The organism is Gordonia ajococcus (assembly GCF_012974285.1).
Classification (GTDB): domain Bacteria; phylum Actinomycetota; class Actinomycetes; order Mycobacteriales; family Mycobacteriaceae; genus Gordonia; species Gordonia amicalis.
In genome coordinates, this window is sequence record NZ_CP052884.1 from 2,475,850 (window position 1) to 2,495,116 (window position 19,267).

General features: G+C 66.0%; 19 protein-coding genes. 11 read left to right on the plus strand and 8 right to left on the minus strand.

The features are described from left to right. Window positions 1-3: 3 nt before the first annotated feature. Both GAA2_RS11280 and GAA2_RS11285 read right to left on the minus strand, forming a co-directional pair. Window positions 4-789, minus strand: coding sequence for a thioesterase family protein (locus GAA2_RS11280; RefSeq protein ID WP_191834949.1), 786 nt, complete (start codon window positions 787-789; stop codon window positions 4-6). Window positions 790-882: 93 nt separating this feature from the next. Beyond that, window positions 883-1,311 (minus strand): DUF1622 domain-containing protein, encoded by a 429-nt coding sequence (locus GAA2_RS11285; RefSeq protein ID WP_191834950.1) that lies wholly within the window; start codon window positions 1,309-1,311, stop codon window positions 883-885. A 171-nt stretch (window positions 1,312-1,482) separates the two neighbouring features. On the opposite strand from GAA2_RS11285, the gene GAA2_RS11290 reads away from it, so the two are divergent. The 4 genes from GAA2_RS11290 to GAA2_RS11305 all read left to right on the plus strand — a co-directional run bounded on the left by GAA2_RS11290 (window position 1,483) and on the right by GAA2_RS11305 (window position 6,461). After that, a complete protein-coding gene (locus GAA2_RS11290) occupies window positions 1,483-2,697 on the plus strand; it encodes a cation:proton antiporter (RefSeq protein WP_191834951.1) in 1,215 nt (404 codons plus the stop codon). 256 nt (window positions 2,698-2,953) lie between these two features. Further along, window positions 2,954-3,865 (plus strand): haloalkane dehalogenase, encoded by a 912-nt coding sequence (locus tag GAA2_RS11295; RefSeq protein WP_024499264.1) that lies wholly within the window; start codon window positions 2,954-2,956, stop codon window positions 3,863-3,865. Next, window positions 3,862-5,082 carry an oxidoreductase gene (locus GAA2_RS11300; RefSeq protein ID WP_024499263.1) on the plus strand — a complete coding sequence of 407 codons (1,221 nt, stop codon included), beginning with the start codon at window positions 3,862-3,864 and terminating at the stop codon, window positions 5,080-5,082. The genes GAA2_RS11295 and GAA2_RS11300 overlap by 4 nt, the downstream gene beginning before the upstream one ends. Window positions 5,083-5,138: 56 nt before the next feature. Next, window positions 5,139-6,461 (plus strand): LLM class flavin-dependent oxidoreductase, encoded by a 1,323-nt coding sequence (locus tag GAA2_RS11305; protein WP_024499262.1) that lies wholly within the window; start codon window positions 5,139-5,141, stop codon window positions 6,459-6,461. On the opposite strand, the gene GAA2_RS11310 is transcribed toward GAA2_RS11305, so the two are convergent. Continuing rightward, window positions 6,420-7,895: a flavin-containing monooxygenase gene (locus GAA2_RS11310; RefSeq protein WP_024499261.1), complete on the minus strand. Its 1,476-nt coding sequence runs from the start codon at window positions 7,893-7,895 to the stop codon at window positions 6,420-6,422. The two genes, GAA2_RS11305 and GAA2_RS11310, sit on opposite strands and share 42 nt — an antisense overlap. A 139-nt stretch (window positions 7,896-8,034) precedes the next feature. Then, on the minus strand, window positions 8,035-8,829 hold the full coding sequence (thiD, locus tag GAA2_RS11315; RefSeq protein ID WP_024499260.1) for a bifunctional hydroxymethylpyrimidine kinase/phosphomethylpyrimidine kinase: 795 nt from the start codon (window positions 8,827-8,829) through the stop codon (window positions 8,035-8,037). Between the two features lie 163 nt (window positions 8,830-8,992). Between thiD and GAA2_RS11320 the strand changes: the two genes are divergently transcribed. The 7 genes from GAA2_RS11320 (at window position 8,993) to GAA2_RS11350 (ending at window position 16,253) form a co-directional block, all read left to right on the plus strand. Continuing rightward, a complete protein-coding gene (locus GAA2_RS11320) occupies window positions 8,993-10,141 on the plus strand; it encodes a zinc-dependent alcohol dehydrogenase (RefSeq protein WP_024499259.1) in 1,149 nt (382 codons plus the stop codon). Between the two features lie 10 nt (window positions 10,142-10,151). Further along, window positions 10,152-10,733: a hypothetical protein gene (locus GAA2_RS11325; RefSeq protein WP_024499258.1), complete on the plus strand. Its 582-nt coding sequence runs from the start codon at window positions 10,152-10,154 to the stop codon at window positions 10,731-10,733. A gap of 180 nt (window positions 10,734-10,913) precedes the next feature. Next, window positions 10,914-12,119 carry a lipase family protein gene (locus tag GAA2_RS11330; RefSeq protein WP_262411032.1) on the plus strand — a complete coding sequence of 402 codons (1,206 nt, stop codon included), beginning with the start codon at window positions 10,914-10,916 and terminating at the stop codon, window positions 12,117-12,119. Window positions 12,120-12,201: 82 nt separating this feature from the next. Next, window positions 12,202-12,855, plus strand: a complete 654-nt coding sequence (locus GAA2_RS11335; RefSeq protein WP_191834952.1) for a UdgX family uracil-DNA binding protein — start codon at window positions 12,202-12,204, stop codon at window positions 12,853-12,855. A gap of 351 nt (window positions 12,856-13,206) precedes the next feature. Continuing rightward, window positions 13,207-13,641 (plus strand): nuclear transport factor 2 family protein, encoded by a 435-nt coding sequence (locus tag GAA2_RS11340; RefSeq protein ID WP_191834953.1) that lies wholly within the window; start codon window positions 13,207-13,209, stop codon window positions 13,639-13,641. A gap of 141 nt (window positions 13,642-13,782) precedes the next feature. Further along, window positions 13,783-15,105, plus strand: a complete 1,323-nt coding sequence (locus tag GAA2_RS11345; RefSeq protein WP_191834954.1) for an NAD(P)H-binding protein — start codon at window positions 13,783-13,785, stop codon at window positions 15,103-15,105. Window positions 15,106-15,236: 131 nt separating this feature from the next. After that, on the plus strand, window positions 15,237-16,253 hold the full coding sequence (locus GAA2_RS11350; protein ID WP_024499253.1) for a YihY/virulence factor BrkB family protein: 1,017 nt from the start codon (window positions 15,237-15,239) through the stop codon (window positions 16,251-16,253). A gap of 4 nt (window positions 16,254-16,257) precedes the next feature. Here the strand turns inward: GAA2_RS11350 and GAA2_RS11355 are convergent, their stop codons facing one another. The 4 genes from GAA2_RS11355 to GAA2_RS11370 all read right to left on the minus strand — a co-directional run bounded on the left by GAA2_RS11355 (window position 16,258) and on the right by GAA2_RS11370 (window position 19,154). Next, the gene (locus GAA2_RS11355; protein ID WP_024499252.1) at window positions 16,258-17,772 is read right to left on the minus strand and encodes an acetyl-CoA hydrolase/transferase family protein; all 1,515 of its coding nucleotides are present in this window, start codon (window positions 17,770-17,772) and stop codon (window positions 16,258-16,260) included. 141 nt (window positions 17,773-17,913) lie between these two features. Further along, a complete protein-coding gene (locus GAA2_RS11360; RefSeq protein ID WP_024499251.1) occupies window positions 17,914-18,234 on the minus strand; it encodes a DMT family transporter in 321 nt (106 codons plus the stop codon). A 2-nt stretch (window positions 18,235-18,236) separates the two neighbouring features. Beyond that, window positions 18,237-18,587 (minus strand): DMT family transporter, encoded by a 351-nt coding sequence (locus tag GAA2_RS11365; protein ID WP_024499250.1) that lies wholly within the window; start codon window positions 18,585-18,587, stop codon window positions 18,237-18,239. A 102-nt stretch (window positions 18,588-18,689) separates the two neighbouring features. Next, entirely contained in the window at window positions 18,690-19,154 is a 465-nt protein-coding gene (locus GAA2_RS11370) for a DoxX family protein (protein WP_024499249.1), read from the minus strand. Between the last annotated feature and the right edge of the window lie 113 nt (window positions 19,155-19,267).

The following is a 19,267-nucleotide window of genomic DNA, read 5'->3' on the forward strand; positions in this document are numbered from 1 at the left end:
GGGTCAGGCGAACACCGCGACCGTCTGTGAGGCCTGGATGATCGGCCGGGATGCGCTGTCCCAGAGTGTCATCGACTGGTGCGAGTAGCCGTCACGGGTGAACGTGCTCGACGATTCGAGTAACAACCACTCCGTTGGCTTGGGCACCTCGTCGGTGCAGATGTGCAATGTCCAGCTCATGGTGCTGATGGGTGCCCAGTCGGTGAACACCGCGGTTGTCGCGGGCGGCAGCGCGTCGGCCAGGGCGACGAGCGCGGTCGCCGGATCGACCCCCACGGCGCCACGGTGGCGGACCCAGGCGAGGAATCGCGGCGGCCCGTCGTTGGACATGGGGCCGGCGCCGCCCGCCTTGCGGATGTCGAAGTTGTCCACGAACGCGGGCCGGAGCGAGGACGCCTCCGAGAATGCCTGACAGTCGTCCGGGCCAGGAACCTCGGGTATCACGACGAAATCGTGCGCGATCGCGCTGGGCCGCGGGGCGGCGAAGATCAGCGACGCGTGGGCGGCGACCTGTCCCCCGCTGACGGTCTCCACCGCGACACTCGTTGCCGAGCGGCCCTCGCGAAGACGGCGGGCGGTGATCGTCGCGGCGTCGACGACCGGAGCGCTGAGCAGGAACTGGGCCGACTTGAGCGGCGGGAGCGGGCCCCCCTCGGTCAGCTGCGCTGCGTGCACGGACAGTGCGGCCGTCAAGCCTCCGTAGGCGGTACGACCCTGCGTCCATTCGACGGGCACGACGAAGTCGCAGGTCGGATCGAAACGGGAAACGAGTTCGGCGAGTGTGGGCACGGGGAAGCTCCCTGACGCAATTATGACGATCGGTATACCCGGCGAACGCTACGCTATGGCGGTTTGCATAGGCAACCGCACTCGACCGGTCGGCTACTCCTCGGCCGGCGAACGGGCAGACCTGGCCGCGGCAGCATCGCGCGCCATGGCCTCGCGCATGAGTTGCCCCCCGTTGGTGAGCACCGCACGCCGCCACGGCAGCGTGCCTTCGATCTCGATCTGGATGGACATCGACAACACCGTCCGGATGACCACGATGATGCCGAGGATCACGGCGTCCTCGATGGACGGCTTCGAGGTGATCGTCCGGATGAGATCTGCGGCGACCAGGATCTCGAGACCGAGGAGGATCGCGGACCCCAGTGTGGTTCGTAGCACCGAGAAGGCCTCGCCGCCGCCCTCCTTGCGGGAGAGCGATCGTGCGCCGAGGACGATGGCGATCACAAACCCCACGATCATCGCCAACGCGCCGAGCGCCTCGAAGGCGACGGCGACGGCGGTGAAGACGTCCTCGAAATCCATGTGCGCCAGACTATCCACGTCCGGGGGTTTCCAGAGCATTTCACGGCCTGTCGTGCGTCACGCCTCGATCGTGTGGTTCGGTGTGCACTTGCCACTGACCGACCCGCGCGAGCGTGATGGCCGAGAGCGGTCGGGATACGATTCGTCGGTGTTGGTACGAGGGCGATGTCGATGACCTCCGCTTTGATCGCCATTCTGGTGATCGTCGGGTGGTCGTTTGTGGCGGGCGGGTTGTCCCGGGTCAGGATCTCGGGTGCGTTGCTGATGGTGATCACCGGCATGGTCATCGGACTGACCACCAGCAACCCGATCGGCTATGCACTCGACACCGACGATGCCGAGCCGGCGGTCGAGCTGATCCTGGCGTTGCTGTTGTTCGTCGACGCGATCGAGGTCCGGGGCGGCTACTTCGCCGGCGAACGCCGAACGTCGTTCCGCCTGTTGCTGATTGCGATGCCCCTGTCGATCGCGGCGGCCACGCTACTCGGCCTCGCACTGCTTCCGACCATGTCGGTGGGTGTGGCACTGGCCATCGCCTGTGTCGTTATCCCGATGGACCTGACGCCCGTCTCATCGCTGGTACGCGACCAGCGAATCCCCTCCAGGGTGCGTCACCTGTTGAACATCGAAAGCGGCTACAACGACGGGATCATCGCGCCGGTCTTCATCTTCGCGCTCACGCTCGCCGGCGACCACAAACACGCCTCCTCGCCTGCCGACGCCCTGGAACAGGCAGTGCCCTCGGCCCTGTGGGCCGCGCTGGCGGGCAGTGTCATCGGATTCGTCGCGGCTCGACTGACGAACATCTCGGCGCGTCGCGGGCTCGCCACGGAACAGTCGATCAGGATCAGTCTCGTCCTCATCCCGATACTCGCCTACGGATGTTCGGTGCAGCTCGGCGGCAACGGCTTCGTGGCGGCGTTCATCTGCGGTATCGCCTACAAGGCAGCCCGCGCGGACGGGCCCGGTGACGAGCAGCTGCGCCTGGCCGACGACGTCAGTGGCCTCGCCGCACTCACGATGTGGTTTGTGTTCGGTTGCGCAGCCGTCCTGGTCTTCGAGCTCGGATTCGTCTGGCAGCTGGTCGTTCTGGGGATCGCTGCGCTGACGGTCCTGCGGATCGTTCCCGTGTACCTGGCGCTCCTGCGGACCGACCTCGGTCGTCGCGATCGATTACTGGTCGGCGTTCTCGGCCCGCGTGGCACCGCGTCGATCGTGTTCGGTCAACTCGCATTCAACGAATTCGACGGTCTGGTCGCCGACCAGACCCTCTACGCGATGACGGTGACGGTCCTGGCGAGTGTCCTGTTCCACGGCTTCGGCGCGGCTCTCATCGCTCATCGTCTCGGCCGGCGGAACCCGGCTCCGGAGTTGAAGTCCGACTGATTCTTTGACTTGCACGGCGGGTCGATCGCCCGGAGCGGCCGGTCGCTTGCCGGACCGTGACCGTTTCCCCGGGAGCATCACCGCTGCTCGCATACGGTCTGGGCGTCCGGACGGACGCAGCGTGGTCCTCTGTGCGGCGGATGTATGGGTCGCATGTCCAGAGTTCTGCTGTCTCACAGCAGCCTTCGTGGATGTGAGAAATGCGTAGAGTTTCTGGCCTATTGGAAATCCATCCAGTTCGTCCAGAGGAATACCGATGACACTGACCTCCCACGCCATCCCGCGCGACGCCTTCGGTCCCGACGCCCGCAGCGTCGACACCGAGGTGCTCGACTCCCACATCCACCACATCGAGCACGGCGATGGGAACCCCATCGTCTTCCTGCACGGCAGCCCCACCAGCTCATACCTCTGGCGTCACGTGTTCACACGTCTCACCGGACGCGGGCGACTGATCGTTCCGGATCTCATCGGATTCGGGGACTCCGGACGTCCTGACATCGCCTACGAACTCGACGACCACATCCGGTACCTCGACGCCTGGTTCGATGCCCTCGATCTGCGCGATGTGACCCTCGTCGTGCAGGACTACGGCGCCGCCTTCGGAGTCTCCTGGGCTGCACGACATTCCGGCCGCGTCAAGGCCGTCCTCCTGGCCGAGCCGGTCATCCGTGACATCGCGTCAGCGGACCTGCCCGAACCGTTCGTCCAGGCGCAGCAGCTGATCCGGACGCCCGGCGACGGTGAGAAGTTCGTCGTCGAGGACAACCTGTTCCTGACCCAGGTGCTACCCGGTGCCTTCCTCACCCCGCCGGCACAGGAGGACCTCGACGTCTACCTGGCGCCGTTCCCGACCCCCGAGTCGCGCGGCCACCTCATCAAGTTCCCGCGCAACCTGCCCATCGACGGCACCCCCGCCTCGAGCGTCGACTTCCTGGAGCGCAGCGTCGACTGGCTGAAGACCAGCAATGACGTTCCGAAGCTGCTGCTGACCTTCGAGCCGGGCTTCCTGCTGACCCCGGAGATCCTGTCCTGGGCCGCCGAGAACATCGCCGCGCTCGAGGTTCGCGCCGCGGGTGCTGGTGTCCACTTCGTCCAGGAGGAACAGCCCCAGGCCATCGCCGACGGCGTCGTCGACCTGCTCGCGCGTGTCGAGGGAGCGAAATGACCGTCACCGACGCCACGACGACGGCCGACGCGGTACGCCCCGGATCCGCCGAACTCGACGCACTTCTCGAGCGCATCGCCGCAGGCAGCTTCGAGCGCGAACGCACCGACACCGCCCCTTATGAGCAGGTTGCGTGGCTGAAAGAGGCGAGGATCGGTGCGTATCGGCTGCCGGTCGCCGACGGCGGCGGCGGTGCGACCGTCCGCGAGTTGTTCGACCTCGTCATCCGGCTGAGCAAGGCCGACTCCAATCTGGGCCACCTGCTGCGTGCCCATTTCGGGACGGTCGAGGACATCCTGCTGTGGCCGGAGTCGCCCCGGCGCCGTCTGTGGTTGGAGCGGGTCGCGGCCGGTGAACTGATCGGCAACGGCAACAACGAACTCGGCAACAAGCACGCCGGTGATTTCGCCAAGTCGACGACGTTCACGCCCGACGGTGACGGCTACCGACTGGACGGCGTGAAGTACTACTCCACCGGAACCCTGTACGCCGAACACACTTTCGTCACGGGTGTGACCTCCGAGGGCGTCCCGGTCCAGGCGTTGCTGTCGCTGAGCCGTGCGGGCATCACCGTCGAGGACGACTGGGACGGATTTGGTCAGGCCCTCACCGGAACGGGCACAACCCGTTTCCAGGGCGTTCGCGTCGAAGCCGACGAGGTCGCTCTCCCGCCGGAGGACCTCAGCACGATCCCGCGCTGGCATCTCGGACCGTTCTATCAGCATTACCTGAACGCCGTCGTCGCCGGCAACGCTCTCGCCGTCGCCGACGACGCCGTTGAACTCATCCGTGGTCGACGACGCAGCTTCACCCATGGCTCGGCCGACCTACCGCGAGAGGATCCGGTGCTGCTCGAGGTGGTCGGCGAGATCCACTCCCTCGCCTACGCCACGGAGTCGCTGGTGCTCGACGCCGCCGACGTCCTGGGCCGGATTCCCGCAACGGTGGTCGACGGCGTGACCGATGACGGCGTCGTGCACGAGGCCGCCCTGCGCGCGTCTCAGGTACAGGTTGTCGTCGACGATCTGGCGCTGCGGGCGGCCGCCCTGCTGTTCGACGTCGGTGGGGCGTCGGCGGTGAAGCGGTCGGCGAACCTCGACCGGCATTGGCGCAACATCCGGACCGTGGCGTCGCACAATCCGACTCGGTTCAAGAATCGTGCCATCGGCGAGCTCGTCGTCAACGACGTCACCCTCCCCGACAACACGTACTTCTGATCGCAACCGCCAACACTCACCGCAGCACCCACACGACAAGGAACACCGCGTCAGCCATGGCCGATCGTCGCCAGATGAACCTCAATCTCTTCATCCTCTCGTCGGGACATCATGAGGCGGCCTGGCGCCATCCGGCCTCGACGCCCGAGCGGATGTTCGAGCCCGACTTCTACCTGGGTCTGGCCCGGGCAGCGGAGGCGGCGACACTCGACGCGGTGTTCCTTGCCGACATACCGAAACTCGACGCCAACATCGAGTTCAACGCGGCCGGCCGCCTCGACCCGCTGCTGACGCTGGCGACCGTCGCCGGCGGGACCGAACGCATCGGTCTCATCGCGACGGCCTCCACCACCTACTCCTACCCGTGGCAGCTCGCCCGAGCCCTCTCGACACTCGACCATCTGTCTCGCGGCCGTGCCGCGTGGAACATCGTCACCACCGACTCCCCCGACGCCGCACGGAATTTCGGGTTGAACGGGAATCCGGACGCCGCGCTGCGGTATGAACGCGCGGAAGCCTTCGTCGAGGCGGTCGAAGCGCTGTGGGACTCATGGGACGACGATGCGGTCGTGCTCGACCGAGCGGCCGGATGGTACGTGGACCCGAGCCGCATCCATCATCCGAACATCGCCGGCCCCCATCTGAAAGTCGCCGGCGCGCTCACCACGCCGCGTCCGCCGCAAGGACACCCCGTCCTGGTACAGGCGGGTTCGTCCGACCATGGCCGCGTGTTCGCGGCGCGACATGCCGAGGCGATCTTCACTGCTCAGCAACGCATCGAGGATGCGCAGGCCTTTTACCGGGACGTCAAGAGCAGAGCCTTCGATCTCGGCCGAAACCCCGACCACATCAAGATCCTGCCGGGACTCAGCCCGTTCATCGGTGGCACCGAGGAGGAGGCTCGCCGACTCGAGCGGGAGTTCAACGAACTGACGATTCCCGCTTTCGGTCTCATGCAGCTCAAGGACTTCGCCTACGTCGACCTCGACGATCTGGACCTCGACGCGCCCGTACCGATCGAGGCGTTCGGCGACGCGGGCGACGTCACGAACAACAAGAAGTCGCGAACGCAGGTGTACGCCGACATCGTCCGTCGCGAGAAGCCGACACTTCGGCAGTTGCTGCACAAGCTCGCCGGTGCCCGCGGTCACCGCGTCGTCGCCGGTACCCCCGAGCAAGTCGCGGACACGATGACGGACTGGTTCCACAACCGCGCGGCCGACGGCTTCAACGTCATGCCGCCATTTCTCCCCGGTGGGTTCGACGTGTTCGCCGAGACCGTGGTACCGATCCTGCGCCGCCGTGGCCTGTTCCGAGAGGGCTACGAAGGCATGACGCTACGCGAGCACCTCGGTCTGCCGCGCCCGGGCAAACCGTAGGTTCTCGTCGGCGACATCGCCTTTGAACAGACGACGGTCGGTGTAATAGCTCATCGACATCACCCACGGTGCGCGTGGTCCCTGTTTCGGCAGGGTGTCGAGAGCACGCTGGACGTAGCCGGCGCCGAAGTCGAGCAGCGGACGAGTGGGCATGTCCGGGTCGGCGACCGCCCACACCGCGTCGTGGCCGTGAGAGTCCATGTAGCCGAGCAGCTTACAGAAGTACTGGCAGAGCAACCCGATCTTCAGTGTCCAGGACGCATTGGTGTAGCCGATCGCCAGCGCGAAGTTCGGCACCCCGGACAGCATGATCCCGCGGTACACGACGGTGTCCGGCAGTGAGACGGACTCTCCGTCGACGGTGAGCTCGATACCGCCGATGATCTTGATGTTGAGACCTGTTGCGGTGACGATGATGTCGGCCTCGAGTTCGGCACCGCTCTCCAGGAGGATGCCGGTTTCGGTGAAGGATGCGATCCGATCGGTGACGATCGAGGCCTTGCCCGCCCGGATGGTGCGGAAGAGATCGGCATCGGGCACCACGCACAGCCGCTGATCCCACGGGTCGTAGGGCGGATTGAAGTGCACGTCGACCGGAAAGTCGTCCGGCAGCTGAGACTCGTTGATCTTCCGGATCATCCGCCGGGCGACCTGCGGGAACCGCTGGCACAGTTCGAACAGGATTCGCTGCTGCGCGACGTTCTTCTGCCGGGTCAGTGCGTATCCGCGCTCGTCGCCGAAGATCCGCTTCAGAGCGTTGGCGAGGGCGTCCTCCCGGGGCAGCGGGATGACATAGGTGGGCGTGCGCTGCAGCATCGTCACATGCGAGGTTTCGTCGGCCATCGCGGGGAGTAGCGTCACGGCCGTCGCGCCGCTTCCGATCACCACCACTCGCTTGCCTGCGTAGTCGAGATCCTCCGGCCAGTGTTGCGGATGCACGATCTGACCGCGGAACCGATCCTGTCCGGCGAAGTCGGGACTGAACCCCTCGTCGTAGTCGTAGTAGCCGGAACCGCAGAAGATCCACCGCGCGCTGATCTGCGTCCGTTCACTGGTATCGGCCCGTTCGATGTCGACCAGCCACCGTGCTTCGTCCGAGGACCAGGCGGCGGACACGACCTTGTGGTGGTACCGGATGTGGCCGGCCAGGTCGTTGTCCTCGATCGTCTCGTGCAGGTAGTCGAGAATCCGCGGGGCGTCGGCGATCGCCTGCTTGTCTGTCCACGGCTTGAACTCGTAGCCGAACGTGTGCAGGTCCGAGTCCGAGCGAATGCCGGGATAACGGAAGAGGTCCCAGGTTCCGCCGGCGGCCCCGCGGGCTTCGACGATGGTGAACGTCTTCGACGGCTGCTCGGACCGCAGATAGTGGGCGGCGCCGATCCCCGAGATCCCGGCTCCGATGATGAGGACGTCGACGCGGTCTACTGCGGTCACTGTTCACTCCTGGCTGTCCGACGCGGTGCTGTCTCCAGGATGCCAGCTCCGACAAGCCCACCACTTTTTGGCAAACCCAGCACCTATCAGGGTGGAGATTCTGCCGAAAAATGGTGGGTTCACGCCACGGCGCGGAGTGCTACTGCTGCCCGTGCCAGACGGCGTCGAACGGTGCGGTCGAGCCGAGGCGGCCGACGATCCCCGCATGGGTGTACTCCTTGGCCGCGCGCACCGCGTCGAGCACATCGGCGCCCTTGGTCAGCTCGGCGGTCGTCGCTGCGGCGAACACACATCCCGCACCGGAGACCCGCTCGTCGCCCACCTTGGGTGCGCGCAGGATGGTGATGTCCGTACCGTCGAAGACGACGTCGACGGCCTCGTCACCGGCGAGTCCGACCCCGCCCTTGACGATCACGTACTTCGGTCCGAGATCGGCGATACGACGAGCCGCTTCGGCGAGGTCGTCGACGCTGGTGAGCTCGTCCATGCCGGCGAGTGTTGCCGCCTCGAACAGATTGGGGGTCACGACGGTGGCCAGCGGCAGGATCTCCGCGCGTAGGGCATTGTCGGTGTCGAGCGCCGCACCGGGTTCCTGGCCCTTGCAGATCAGGACGGGGTCGACGACCACGTGCCGCCACGACCGCGATGCCAGTGCCTCGGCGACCGTCGAGATGGTCGCGGGCGTGCCCAGCATGCCGATCTTGACGACGTCCGGTTCGTGCGCGACGGTGGCGGCCTCCATCTGATCGGCGATCACGCCGGGCTCGATCGGGACGAAACGGTGACCCCAGCCGGCCTTGGGGTCGAAGGACACGATGCAGGTGATGGTTCCGACGCCGTAGGTGCCGAGCTGGGCGAAAGTGCGCAGGTCGGCCTGGATTCCCGCACCACCCGTCGCCTCTGAACCGGCGATCACATACGACACCACAGACATTGCTCGATCCTTTCGGGGTTCTGGATGAACCGGGTCTTTTCTACACCCCCGACCGGATCCACCTGCACAGGAGTCGGCCGTGGCGACGTCTCGGCCGTGAGGTTTGCCCGAAAAGCGGCCGGGTATCCGACGCCGCATGACAGCGTCGACGAGCACCGACACGATGCGTGCCATGGTCTATCGGGGGCCGTACAAGGTTCGTGTCGAGCAGAAGCCCATTCCCCGCATCGAACATCCCAACGACGCGATCGTCCGGGTCACCCACGCCGCCATCTGCGGCTCCGATCTGCACCTCTATCACGGCATGATGCCCGACACCCGACCCGGCATGACGTTCGGTCATGAGTTCATCGGTGTTGTCGAGTCCGTCGGCGGGTCGGTACAGAACCTGAAGGTCGGCGACCGCGTGATGGTGCCGTTCAACATCTACTGCGGCACCTGCTTCTTCTGCGCTCGAGGCCTCTATTCCAACTGCCACAACGTGAATCCCAACGCGACCGCGGTCGGTGGGATCTACGGGTACTCGCACACCTGCGGCGGATACGACGGCGGGCAGGCCGAGTTCGTCCGGGTTCCCTTCGCCGACGTCGGTCCCAGCGTGATCCCGGACTGGATGGACCCCGAAGACGCACTACTCCTCACAGATGCGCTGTCCACGGGATACTTCGGCGCGCAGCTCGCCGACATCCGACAGGGCGAGACGGTCATCGTGTTCGGTGCGGGTCCGGTCGGGTTGTACGCGGCGCGGTCGGCGTGGTTCATGGGTGCCGGGCGGGTCATCGTCGTCGACCACCTGCAGTACCGTCTCGACAAGGCCGAGACCTTCGCATATGCGGAGACCTACAACTTCGCCCACTACGACGACATCATCGTCCATCTGAAGAACATCACCGACAACATCGGTGCGGACCGCGTGATCGACGCGGTGGGGGCCGAGGCAGACGGCAACTTCCTGCAACACGTCACCGCCGCCAAGCTCAAGCTCCAGGGCGGTTCACCGGTGGCCCTGAACTGGGCCATCGACTCCGTTCGCAAGGGCGGCACGGTATCGGTGATGGGCGCGTACGGCCCGATCTTCAGCGCCGTGAAGTTCGGCGATGCGTTGAACAAGGGCCTGACGATCAACATGAACCAGTGCCCGGTCAAGCGCCAGTGGCCGCGCCTGTTCGAACACATCCGCAACGGCTACTTCAAGCCGAATGACATAGTCACACACCGCATTCCGCTCGAGCACATCGCCGACGGCTATCACATCTTCTCGTCGAAGCTGGACGGATGCATCAAGCCCATCATCGTCGCCGACGCCGGCTGAGGAGAAGCGCATGCCTGCCTACCCAGCGAACCGACCCAACGATCCGGACACCACCGACCTCGTCGACCGCATCCCGGGTTGGGGCGTCGATGCCGATCCGGCCTCCCGGCCCGCGGTCCCGGAGGAACTGCCGGTCGGGCCCGCTCCCGGTGTGCACTGGGACGTACCGGAGGATCAGCCTCACCGTGAGGCGAGGGAACGATCTAACGAACATGCCTTCCTGACACCGGTTTTCGGTACGTCGACCCCGCCCAGCGGTCTGTCGGGAGTGATCCGGCGATCCGCTTATCGGTTCAGCGAGGGTCGTGCGGCGCACTGGCTGATCCTGATCGGGGCCGATCGTGTCGGCGCGGTCGAGGCGCGACTCCGCTCGGTCGCGGCCGGCCGGCCCGACAATCCGATTACCGAGACCGGCATCCGGACGGAGGTCAGCCAACACGGCTGGAGTTCGCGGGTGGGGCGTGAACGCGTCGACAACAACCATGCCTGGCTCGATCCGATCCTGGTCGGCGGGCCGTGGGTCGCCGCCGCGGCAGCGGCCGGACTGGTGTCGCGCGCGATCCTGCGGGGCGAGCGGTCACGGAGTCGCTGAGCAGGCCCTCGGGCACCGGAGCGACACGGATTTCCCCAAACCCCGGACACGAGGCGCCGAGACCGGACTAATGGACTCATGTCCATCGGGGGTCGACCACGCAGTTTCTCGCGCACTCACATCCGCGTCCTGACGCGCGATCACAGGCGTTTCCCGACGCGACGTCGACGCTTGCGCTCCGTGCTGACAGCGTGCACGGCGGCCTCCGCGTTGGCATTCGGCGGTGCCGGCCAGGTGGCCGCCGACCCCTACCCCGGCTTCTACGACCCGCCACCGGCCTTCGACACCCGCCCCGGATCGCTGATCCGGTCGGCGCCGTCGTACGCGGCGATCATCCCGTTCACCGGCGCGAACATCGACGCCCGGACCACCACGGTGATGTACGCGAGTACCGGCGCGCGGAACCGTCCGACTGCCGTGACCGGCAGTGTCCTCGTCCCCCGATCGCCCTGGACCGGACGCGGCGAGCGTCCGGTCGTGGTGGTGGGGTCCGGGACCATCGGTGCCGGCGATCAATGCACGCCCTCGCGACTGTTGCGATACGGGCAGGCGTACGAGGAGCTCGCGATCGGGGCGCTCCTCGCGAACGGTTACGCGGTGGCGCTGACCGACTACGAGGGACTCGGCACGCCCGGTGATCACCCCTACCTCAACCGCAGGTCGCTGGGGACGTCGATGCTGGACATGGCGCGTGTGGCACGCAACCCGAAGTTCGGGGTGAGCGCCCAGGCCCCGGTCGCGTTGTGGGGCTACTCAGAGGGAGGCTTCGCGGCCGGCTCCGCCGCCGAACTCGCCGGGTCGTACGCTCCCGAACTCCCGATCTTCGGCGCCTTCGCCGGTGCCCCGGCACCGGATCTGGCAGATCTGGCACGACTCGGGGACGGGAGCCTTCTCGGGGGTGGTGTCGGCTGGGTGGTCAACGGCTTAATGGCCGCCTACCCCGAACGACGTGCGGAGTTCCTCTCCGTGTTCAACCCCCTCGGCCGGAACGTTCTGCGACAGGTCAACTCGTACTGTGTGTTCGATGTGCTCCGGATGAATCCGTTCGTGCCCACGACCTTCTACACCAGGGATGGCCGTCCCATCGCCGCCCATCTGCGCAAGGAGCCGTGGCGGACGGTGGTGAACGACCAGCGTCTGGGCCGTGTCGCGCCGCGGATGCCGATCCTGGTGAGTCAGAACCGTGGCGACGACGTGGTCGATGCGCGCGGTACCGATCGGATGGTGCGGTCCTGGCGTGCACAGGGTGCGGACGTCACCGTCGAGACGATGCATCTCCCGCTGGTGCTGCCGGGGACCTTCCTCGGACACGGGATCGGATTGACCTCCGAGCTCGCGGCCCTGTCCTGGCTGAACGGCAAGGCGGCCGCCCTGCCCGCGCGGTGACCGAGGTGTGATGACCGAGGTGTGATGTCCTACGCCTCCGGGTATGTCCACTTCCGTTCGCACAGCCGCCGGAAGGAACGTCATGGCATTCCCTGGGGCAGAACGGTTCCTGCCGGACTCGCACGATCTCGACGACCTGGTCGAGGCCGCCCGCACGTGCCGCGGCTGCGACCTCTACAAGGCGGCTGATCAGACCGTCTTCGGAGCCGGATCTCCGGGTTCGACGATCATGTTCGTCGGCGAACAACCCGGGGATCAGGAGGATCGGGCGGGCAAACCGTTCGTCGGTCCGGCGGGACGGGTGTTCGATCGTGCCTTGGACGCCGCCGAGATCGATCGCGAACTCACCTACGTCACCAATGCGGTGAAGCATTTCAAGTTCACTCGCGCGGCCGGCCAGAAACGTCGAATCCACGACAAGCCGTCGCGTACCGAAGTGGTGGCGTGCCGACCGTGGTTGCTGGCCGAACTCGACGCCGTCGCACCCCGAATCGTGGTATGCCTCGGCGCGACCGCCGCCCAGGCGTTGCTCGGGAGCACGTTCCGGCTGACCCGGCACCGGGGCGAACGATTCGATCTGGCCGCCGACGGTGATGTCGGACCTAACTACGCCGTGGACGTGCTGGCGACCGTCCACCCGTCGTCGATCCTGCGCGGACCGTCGGACAAACGTGACCGGGCCTTCGACGAGTTCGTCGCCGACCTGCGGGTGGTGCGGGAACTGCTGCAACCCTGATCTTCCATCGCCGGCCGAACGGTGACGATCGAGCGAAGCGGCGTACCTATTGCGAAACGTTCTCCAGCACTGTGTAACTCGGGTCCTCACGATGAAATCCATGAAGCCTGTCCCTGGAACGTTGCGCCGAACTCCCTGACGGGAGTCTGGAGGTGTCTATAGTCGGCAGGGTGCGGCCATGACGTGGTGGAACGGCCGTCGCCCGTCGATTGGTTCGAGATGTCTGACCTGGTGGCAGATTGGCCGGGCCGACGACCGAAGTGCCTCTGCCCCACCGCGGATCGGCTTCCGTCCGAACCACTGACCACGACCTCGCATCGCCCGTGGCGGTGCGCACAGAAACGGAGAGCCGTGAACACCTCAGAGATCGCCGACCGGTTCGAGATCGCCGACACGCTGTACAGATATGCCCGCGCGGTCGACACGAAGGACTGGGATCTGTGGCGCTCGGTGTTCACTGCCGACGCCACGGTCGACTATTCCTCGGCGCCCGCCGGTCGATCGGGAAGCCGCGACGAGATCGCCGCGTGGCTGGAGGAGAGCTTCGCATTCGTCACGGTCAGCCAACACTTCATCACCAACATCGAATACTCCTTCGAGGGCGACCGCGCCCAGGTCCGCGCGATGTTCTACAACCCCATGCAGTTCGTGGGGATGACCGAACTCAGCACGTGCGGCGGGAACTATCACCACTCGATGGTGCGCACCGAAACGGGCTGGCGGAGCGAACGCCTGCACGAAGAGAGCCTCTGGTTCGTCAATTCGCCCCTTGCGCAGGACGACTGACGATGCGACGCGACGCCGTCCGGCGTTACCGACCTGTGGCCAGAGGGAACGATCCGGCACCAACACCTGGCGACGGGCCCGGCGTCGAGGTTTCCGCTCCTAGCCTGAGGGGTAACGCCCGAAGGCACACAGAGGAGTCATGTGAACGACACGCGAACCTGTCTGGTCACCGGAGCGACCGGCTACGTCGGGGGCCGGCTGGCACCCCGATTGCTCGACCGCGGTCACCGTGTCCGTGCGCTGGCCCGGACACCGTCGAAGCTGGCCGACGCGCCGTGGACGGCCGACCCGCGTGCAGAGGTCGTCCAGGGTGACCTGTCGGACCGTGACTCACTGGTGGCGGCCTTCGACGGCGTCGACGTCGTCTATCACCTGGTTCATTCGATGAGCACCGACGCAGACTTCGCAACCGAAGAGCGACGCTCTGCTGAGAACGTGGTGGCAGCTGCACAGGAGTGCGGCGTGTCCCGGATCGTCTATCTGGGTGGGTTGCATCCAGAGGGAACCGAACTGTCCGAACACCTGGCATCGCGGGCCGAGGTCGGCGACATCCTCATCGAGTCGCCGGTCGAAGCCGTCGCGCTGCAGGCCGGAACCCTCATCGGGTCCGGATCGGCGTCGTTCGAACTCATCCGCCACCTCACCGAGCGGTTGCCGGCGATGACGACACCGCGGTGGGTCAGCAACAAGATCCAGCCCATTGCCGTCTCCGACGCGATGCACTACCTCGTCGAGGCCGCGACCGCGGAGGTCCCGTCGTCTCGAACCTGGGACATCGGCGGACCGGATGTGCTGGAGTACGGCGACATGATGCGGATCTACGCACAGGTCGCCGGGCTCCGCCCGCGGACGATGGTCGTCCTTCCGTTCCTCACACCGTCGGTGGCGAGTCGTTGGGTCCGCTTCGTGACACCTATCCGGGGAAAGATCGCCCGGCCGCTGATCGAGTCGCTGGAATGCGACGCCGTCTGCCGAAACCGCGACATCGACTCGATCATCCCCCGCCCACCGGGCGGGTTGACGCCGTACAGCCGCGCAGTCGCCGAGACACTGAACCGGGCCGAACGTGGTGCCGCACCGGCGACGTGGGCGAAGGCCGCCGCGGATGTGCCTGCTTCCGAACCGATCCCGACCGACCCCGACTGGGCCGGAGAAGAGGTGTTCGAGACGAGTACGACGACCGTCGAGAACGGATCCGCCGACGAGATCTGGGATTCCCTCGAGCGGCGCGGGCAGGTGGTCGGCGAGAAGCGTCCCGAGTTCCTGCGCGTTCGGGTGAGCGAGGACTCACGCGGGAACGGGTTCATCGAATACGCGTTGCGCGACCTCGGTGGCGATTCCCCACGTACCGAGGTGACCACCACCTGCCGCTTCTTTCCCCACGGGATCGTCGGACTCGCCTACTGGCGACTCGGAGGTCCGTTTCGCGCACTCGGTGTGCCGTCCGCGGATCCGTTTCACTGAGGCGCAGATCGGATTCGCCGACCAACGGACCGGGCTACCGGGGATCGGGCGTCTCACGGGATACAGTCAGCGGACCCGCCGATCGGGCGGTGCCAGCACGACCGGGCGGACGACGAGCAGAAGGTGATCGGGTGTCGCTGTCGGAACGGATCGACGACTTCCAGCGACGTCATCCGGCGACCGGGTTCCCCCTGGCGGTGATCTACAAGTTCGTCGACGATCAGGGCGCGTACCTGGCAGCACTCTGCACCTATTACGCGTTCATCTCCCTGTTCCCGCTGCTGTTGTTGTTCTCGACGATCCTGGGCATCGTGCTCGCCGACAATCCGGAACTGCAGGAGCGGATCCTGGACTCGGCGATGAGTCAGATCCCGGTCATCGGGAGCCAGCTCGGAGAGCCCGAGAAGCTCAGCGGCGGGATCCCGGCCCTCGTGATCGGTGTGCTCGTCTCGCTGTACGGCGGTCTGGGTGTCGCCGTCGCGGCCCAGAATGCGATGAACACGATCTGGGCAGTGCCACGCAACGAACGACCGGACCCGATCTTCGTGCGTCTGCGCGGCCTGGTGCTGCTGTCGACGGTCGGCCTCGCCGTCATCGGACTGACCGTTGTCAACGGCCTCGCCGCCGGTATCGAGCTGGGCGTCGTCGGACGCTGGTTCGCGATTCTCGGCTCTGTCGTGCTGAGCACGTCCGTCTTCATCGTGGCGTTCCGGTTCGGTACCGCTCGAGCCCTGTCGGTGCGCGACGTCCTACCCGGTGCGCTGGCGGCCGCGGCGTGCTGGCAGGCGATCCAGACCTTCGGCGCGGTGTACGTCGCACGCGTCATCGCCAACGCGAGCTCCACCAACGGCGTCTTCGCCATCGTTCTCGGGCTGCTCGCGTTTCTCTATGTGACCTCGATCGTGCTGGTGTTCTGCCTCGAAGCCAATTCCGTACGAGTGGATCACCTGTATCCGCGATCGCTGCTGACACCGTTCACCGACAACGTCATCCTCACCGAAGGCGACGAGGCCGCCTACTCGGCGCAGGTCAGGGCGCAGCGGAACAAGGGGTTTCAGGCGATCGACGTGACTTTCGACAACCCACGCGAGGACCGCACGAACGGGGAGGACGCCCCGGGTGGTCAGGGTGGAGACGATTCGCGCTGAGTCCTCAGCGCATGGAGCCGGTCTCCAGGTACCGCTGATGGAAGCTGAACGCCTCACCGAGGATGTGCGGGGTCTGGCCGGCGGCCGGCATCGCCTCGGCGCGGACGAAGTAATCGTTCAGCATCGGCCGGAACTCCGGGTGCGCACATTTCTCGATGATCAGGGGCGCGCGGCGTCGCGGCGACAGGCCACGTAGGTCGGCCAACCCGTGTTCGGTGACGATCACCTGGCAGTCGTGTTCGGTGTGGTCGACGTGTGGCGTCATCGGCACGATCGACGAGATCGCGCCGTCGCGGGCCGTCGACGGACTCAGGAACAACGACACATAACCGTTGCGGGCGAAGTCACCCGACCCGCCGATGCCGTTCATGATCCTGGTGCCCATCACGTGCGTCGAGTTCACGTTGCCGTAGATGTCGGCCTCCAGCATGCCGTTCATCGCGATCACACCGAGACGGCGGACGACCTCGGGATGGTTGCTGATCTCCTGCGGACGCAGGGTGATGTGGTTCCGGTAGAAGTCGATGTTGGACGTCAGTTCCTCGATACCCGCCTCGCTCAGTGCCAGTGCGGTCGACGACGCGTGTGAGACGGTCCCGTCCTTGATCAGCCGCAGCATGCTGTCCTGGATGACCTCGGAATAGCAGGTCAGTCCCTTGTAGGGGCCGCGGTCCAGACCGCCGAGCACGGCGTTGGCGACGTTGCCGATACCTGCTTGCAGAGGAAGCAGCGTGTCGGCGGGTAGCCGGCCGTTGCGGACCTCGTAGTCGAAGAAGTCGAGGACGTGACCGGCGATCGCCTCACTGATGGCGTCGGGCGGGGTCACGGGGCTGGCGCTGTCGCGGTGGTCGGTCTCCACGACGGCGACGACCTTGGCCGGGTCGACCCGGAAGGTCGGCTGGCCGATCCGGTCCTGTACGCGGGTCAGCGGGATCGGCTTGCGGTTGGGCGGAAGTGCCGTGCCGTAGTACACGTCGTGCATTCCCTCGACGCCCGCGGGTACCCACGAGTTGACCTCGAGGATGACCTTCTCGGCCACGTCGAGCCAGGTCTTGTTGTTGCCGATGGACGCGGACGGAATCAGCTCCCCCGATTCGGTGATTCCGGCAACCTCGACGACGGCGACGTCGACTTTGCCGTAGTAGCCCACCCACACCTGCTGGGCCACGTGGGACAGGTGTATGTCGACGTAGTCCATCCGACCGTCGTTGATGCGTTTACGGGCGGTGGCCTCCGACTGGTACGGCATCCGCAGTGCGATGCCGTCGACCTCGGTGAGGAGGCGTTCGGTCTCGGTCGAGACCGAGGCGCCGGTCAGCAGGTTGATGGTGAAATTCGAACCTGTCGCCCGGGCTCCCCTGATCTTGTCCGCGAGGGCGGGGATGATCACCTTCGGTGTTCCGGCACTGGCAAATCCGCTGATCGCCACGGTGTCGTCGGGCTGGATGAACTGCACTGCGTCGTCGGCGGACATCACCTTCGACGCGTATGCGGTGCTGCGAATACGTCCCGACGGCACGGAACTACCTACGGTGGGGGTCACGTCCCTCAGGATAAGCGCAGGTCGAAATGATCACGGTCACGGATGACCGAGGCATGTCGATCGCGGCATGGTATGAGGCCTCGGGTGAGTTGGGTCGGTTGACCTGTCCGGTAGGTCTCAGTGCACAGCGCCCAGCTCGACGAGCAGCACTCCCACGACGATGACTCCGATGCCGGCCAGCACCCGGGGGGTGAGTCTTTCCCGGAACAGGAAGTGGGCTGCGATGGCGGTCGCCGCCACACCGGCCGCCGCCCAGATCCCATAGGCGACACCGAGCGGGATTCCCAGACGAAGTGCGACTGTCAGTGCGACGAAGGCGGTGAGATAGCCGACCACCACGATCCCGTAGAACCGCGGTCTCCCGTCGGTGGCCACGCGGAGTGCGAGCGTGGCACTGACCTCCGCCACGATCGCCAGGATGACGAATACGTACCCCACGTTCAGGCCTCGTCGATCATCGCGGCGACCGGTGCGTGGGACGAGGACCCGGATTCGACGAGCACGACCCCGATCATGATGCACACGATCCCCACCGCCATGACGGGACTGAACGCCTCATCGAAGATCAGGGCGGCGAGCACCGCCGTCAGGGCGACGCCGGCCGCCGACCACACGCCGTACGCGACGCCGATCCCCATCCCCCGCTTCAGGACTGCGGCCAGCAGCATGAAGGCCGTCGCGTAGCCGACGACCACCACGAGGTAGAGGACCGGGAGTGATTCCGAGCCTTTGAGAGACAACGTCGCGGCGACCTCGGACACGATCGCGCCGATGAGGAGGATCCTGGGCAATGGGGTTCCTTCGACGGTTGAGGGACTTCGCGCGAAATCTACCCCGCCAACGGCTCGGACCCGCAGCCTGGGCTGCGGGTCCGAAAACGGGTGTGTGTGCGGTCAGTTGGCGGAGCCGACCGTCGTCGCCGGACGGTTGCCGTCGACGGCGCGCCAGGGTGCCTTGGTGCCGAGGATCGCGTCGATGCTGAGACGGCCTGCGCCGACCACGGCCAGCAGAAGCGCGCCGGCGCCGAGTGCCAGCACGAGTTCATAGCCGCCGTCGGAGGCCCAGATGCCGTTGTCGATGTGGGCGATGAACAGCGCGCCCAGCATGTCGAGGAAGAACAGCAGGCCGACGACCGGGGTGAGCAGACCGGCGATCAGAGCGATACCGCCGAGGATCTCGAGCCAGGTGACGAGGAACGCCGAGATCGCGGGCAGTGGAACGTCCATCATCTCGAACCCGGCTTTGGGGCCGGCCCACCCGTTCTGCTGGAACTTCTGCAGGCCATGGGCGAGGAAAACGGCGCCGAATGCGATGCGTGCGAGGAGGATTCCCACGCTCCGGACGATGGGACTGGACATGGAAAACCGCCTTGAGCTCGAGGATTCACTTGATGTGTCAATTGATGAACCTAGGCCCAATGAGTTGATGAGTCAAGTGAAGCTTCAAGTAATGGAGATCGGATAGACTGCGC

Bases quoted from the DNA above. Each gene is read 5' to 3' on its own strand.
- GAA2_RS11295 (WP_024499264.1), top strand. From the start codon at position 2,954: ATGACACTGACCTCCCACGCCATCCCGCGCGACGCCTTCGGTCCCGAC.
- GAA2_RS11300 (WP_024499263.1), top strand. From the start codon at position 3,862: ATGACCGTCACCGACGCCACGACGACGGCCGACGCGGTACGCCCCGGA.
- thiD (WP_024499260.1), bottom strand. From the start codon at position 8,829: ATGTCTGTGGTGTCGTATGTGATCGCCGGTTCAGAGGCGACGGGTGGT.
- GAA2_RS11285 (WP_191834950.1), bottom strand. From the start codon at position 1,311: ATGGATTTCGAGGACGTCTTCACCGCCGTCGCCGTCGCCTTCGAGGCG.
- GAA2_RS11325 (WP_024499258.1), top strand. From the start codon at position 10,152: ATGCCTGCCTACCCAGCGAACCGACCCAACGATCCGGACACCACCGAC.
- GAA2_RS11290 (WP_191834951.1), top strand. From the start codon at position 1,483: ATGACCTCCGCTTTGATCGCCATTCTGGTGATCGTCGGGTGGTCGTTT.
- GAA2_RS11370 (WP_024499249.1), bottom strand. From the start codon at position 19,154: ATGTCCAGTCCCATCGTCCGGAGCGTGGGAATCCTCCTCGCACGCATC.
- GAA2_RS11305 (WP_024499262.1), top strand. From the start codon at position 5,139: ATGGCCGATCGTCGCCAGATGAACCTCAATCTCTTCATCCTCTCGTCG.
- GAA2_RS11320 (WP_024499259.1), top strand. From the start codon at position 8,993: ATGCGTGCCATGGTCTATCGGGGGCCGTACAAGGTTCGTGTCGAGCAG.
- GAA2_RS11335 (WP_191834952.1), top strand. From the start codon at position 12,202: ATGGCATTCCCTGGGGCAGAACGGTTCCTGCCGGACTCGCACGATCTC.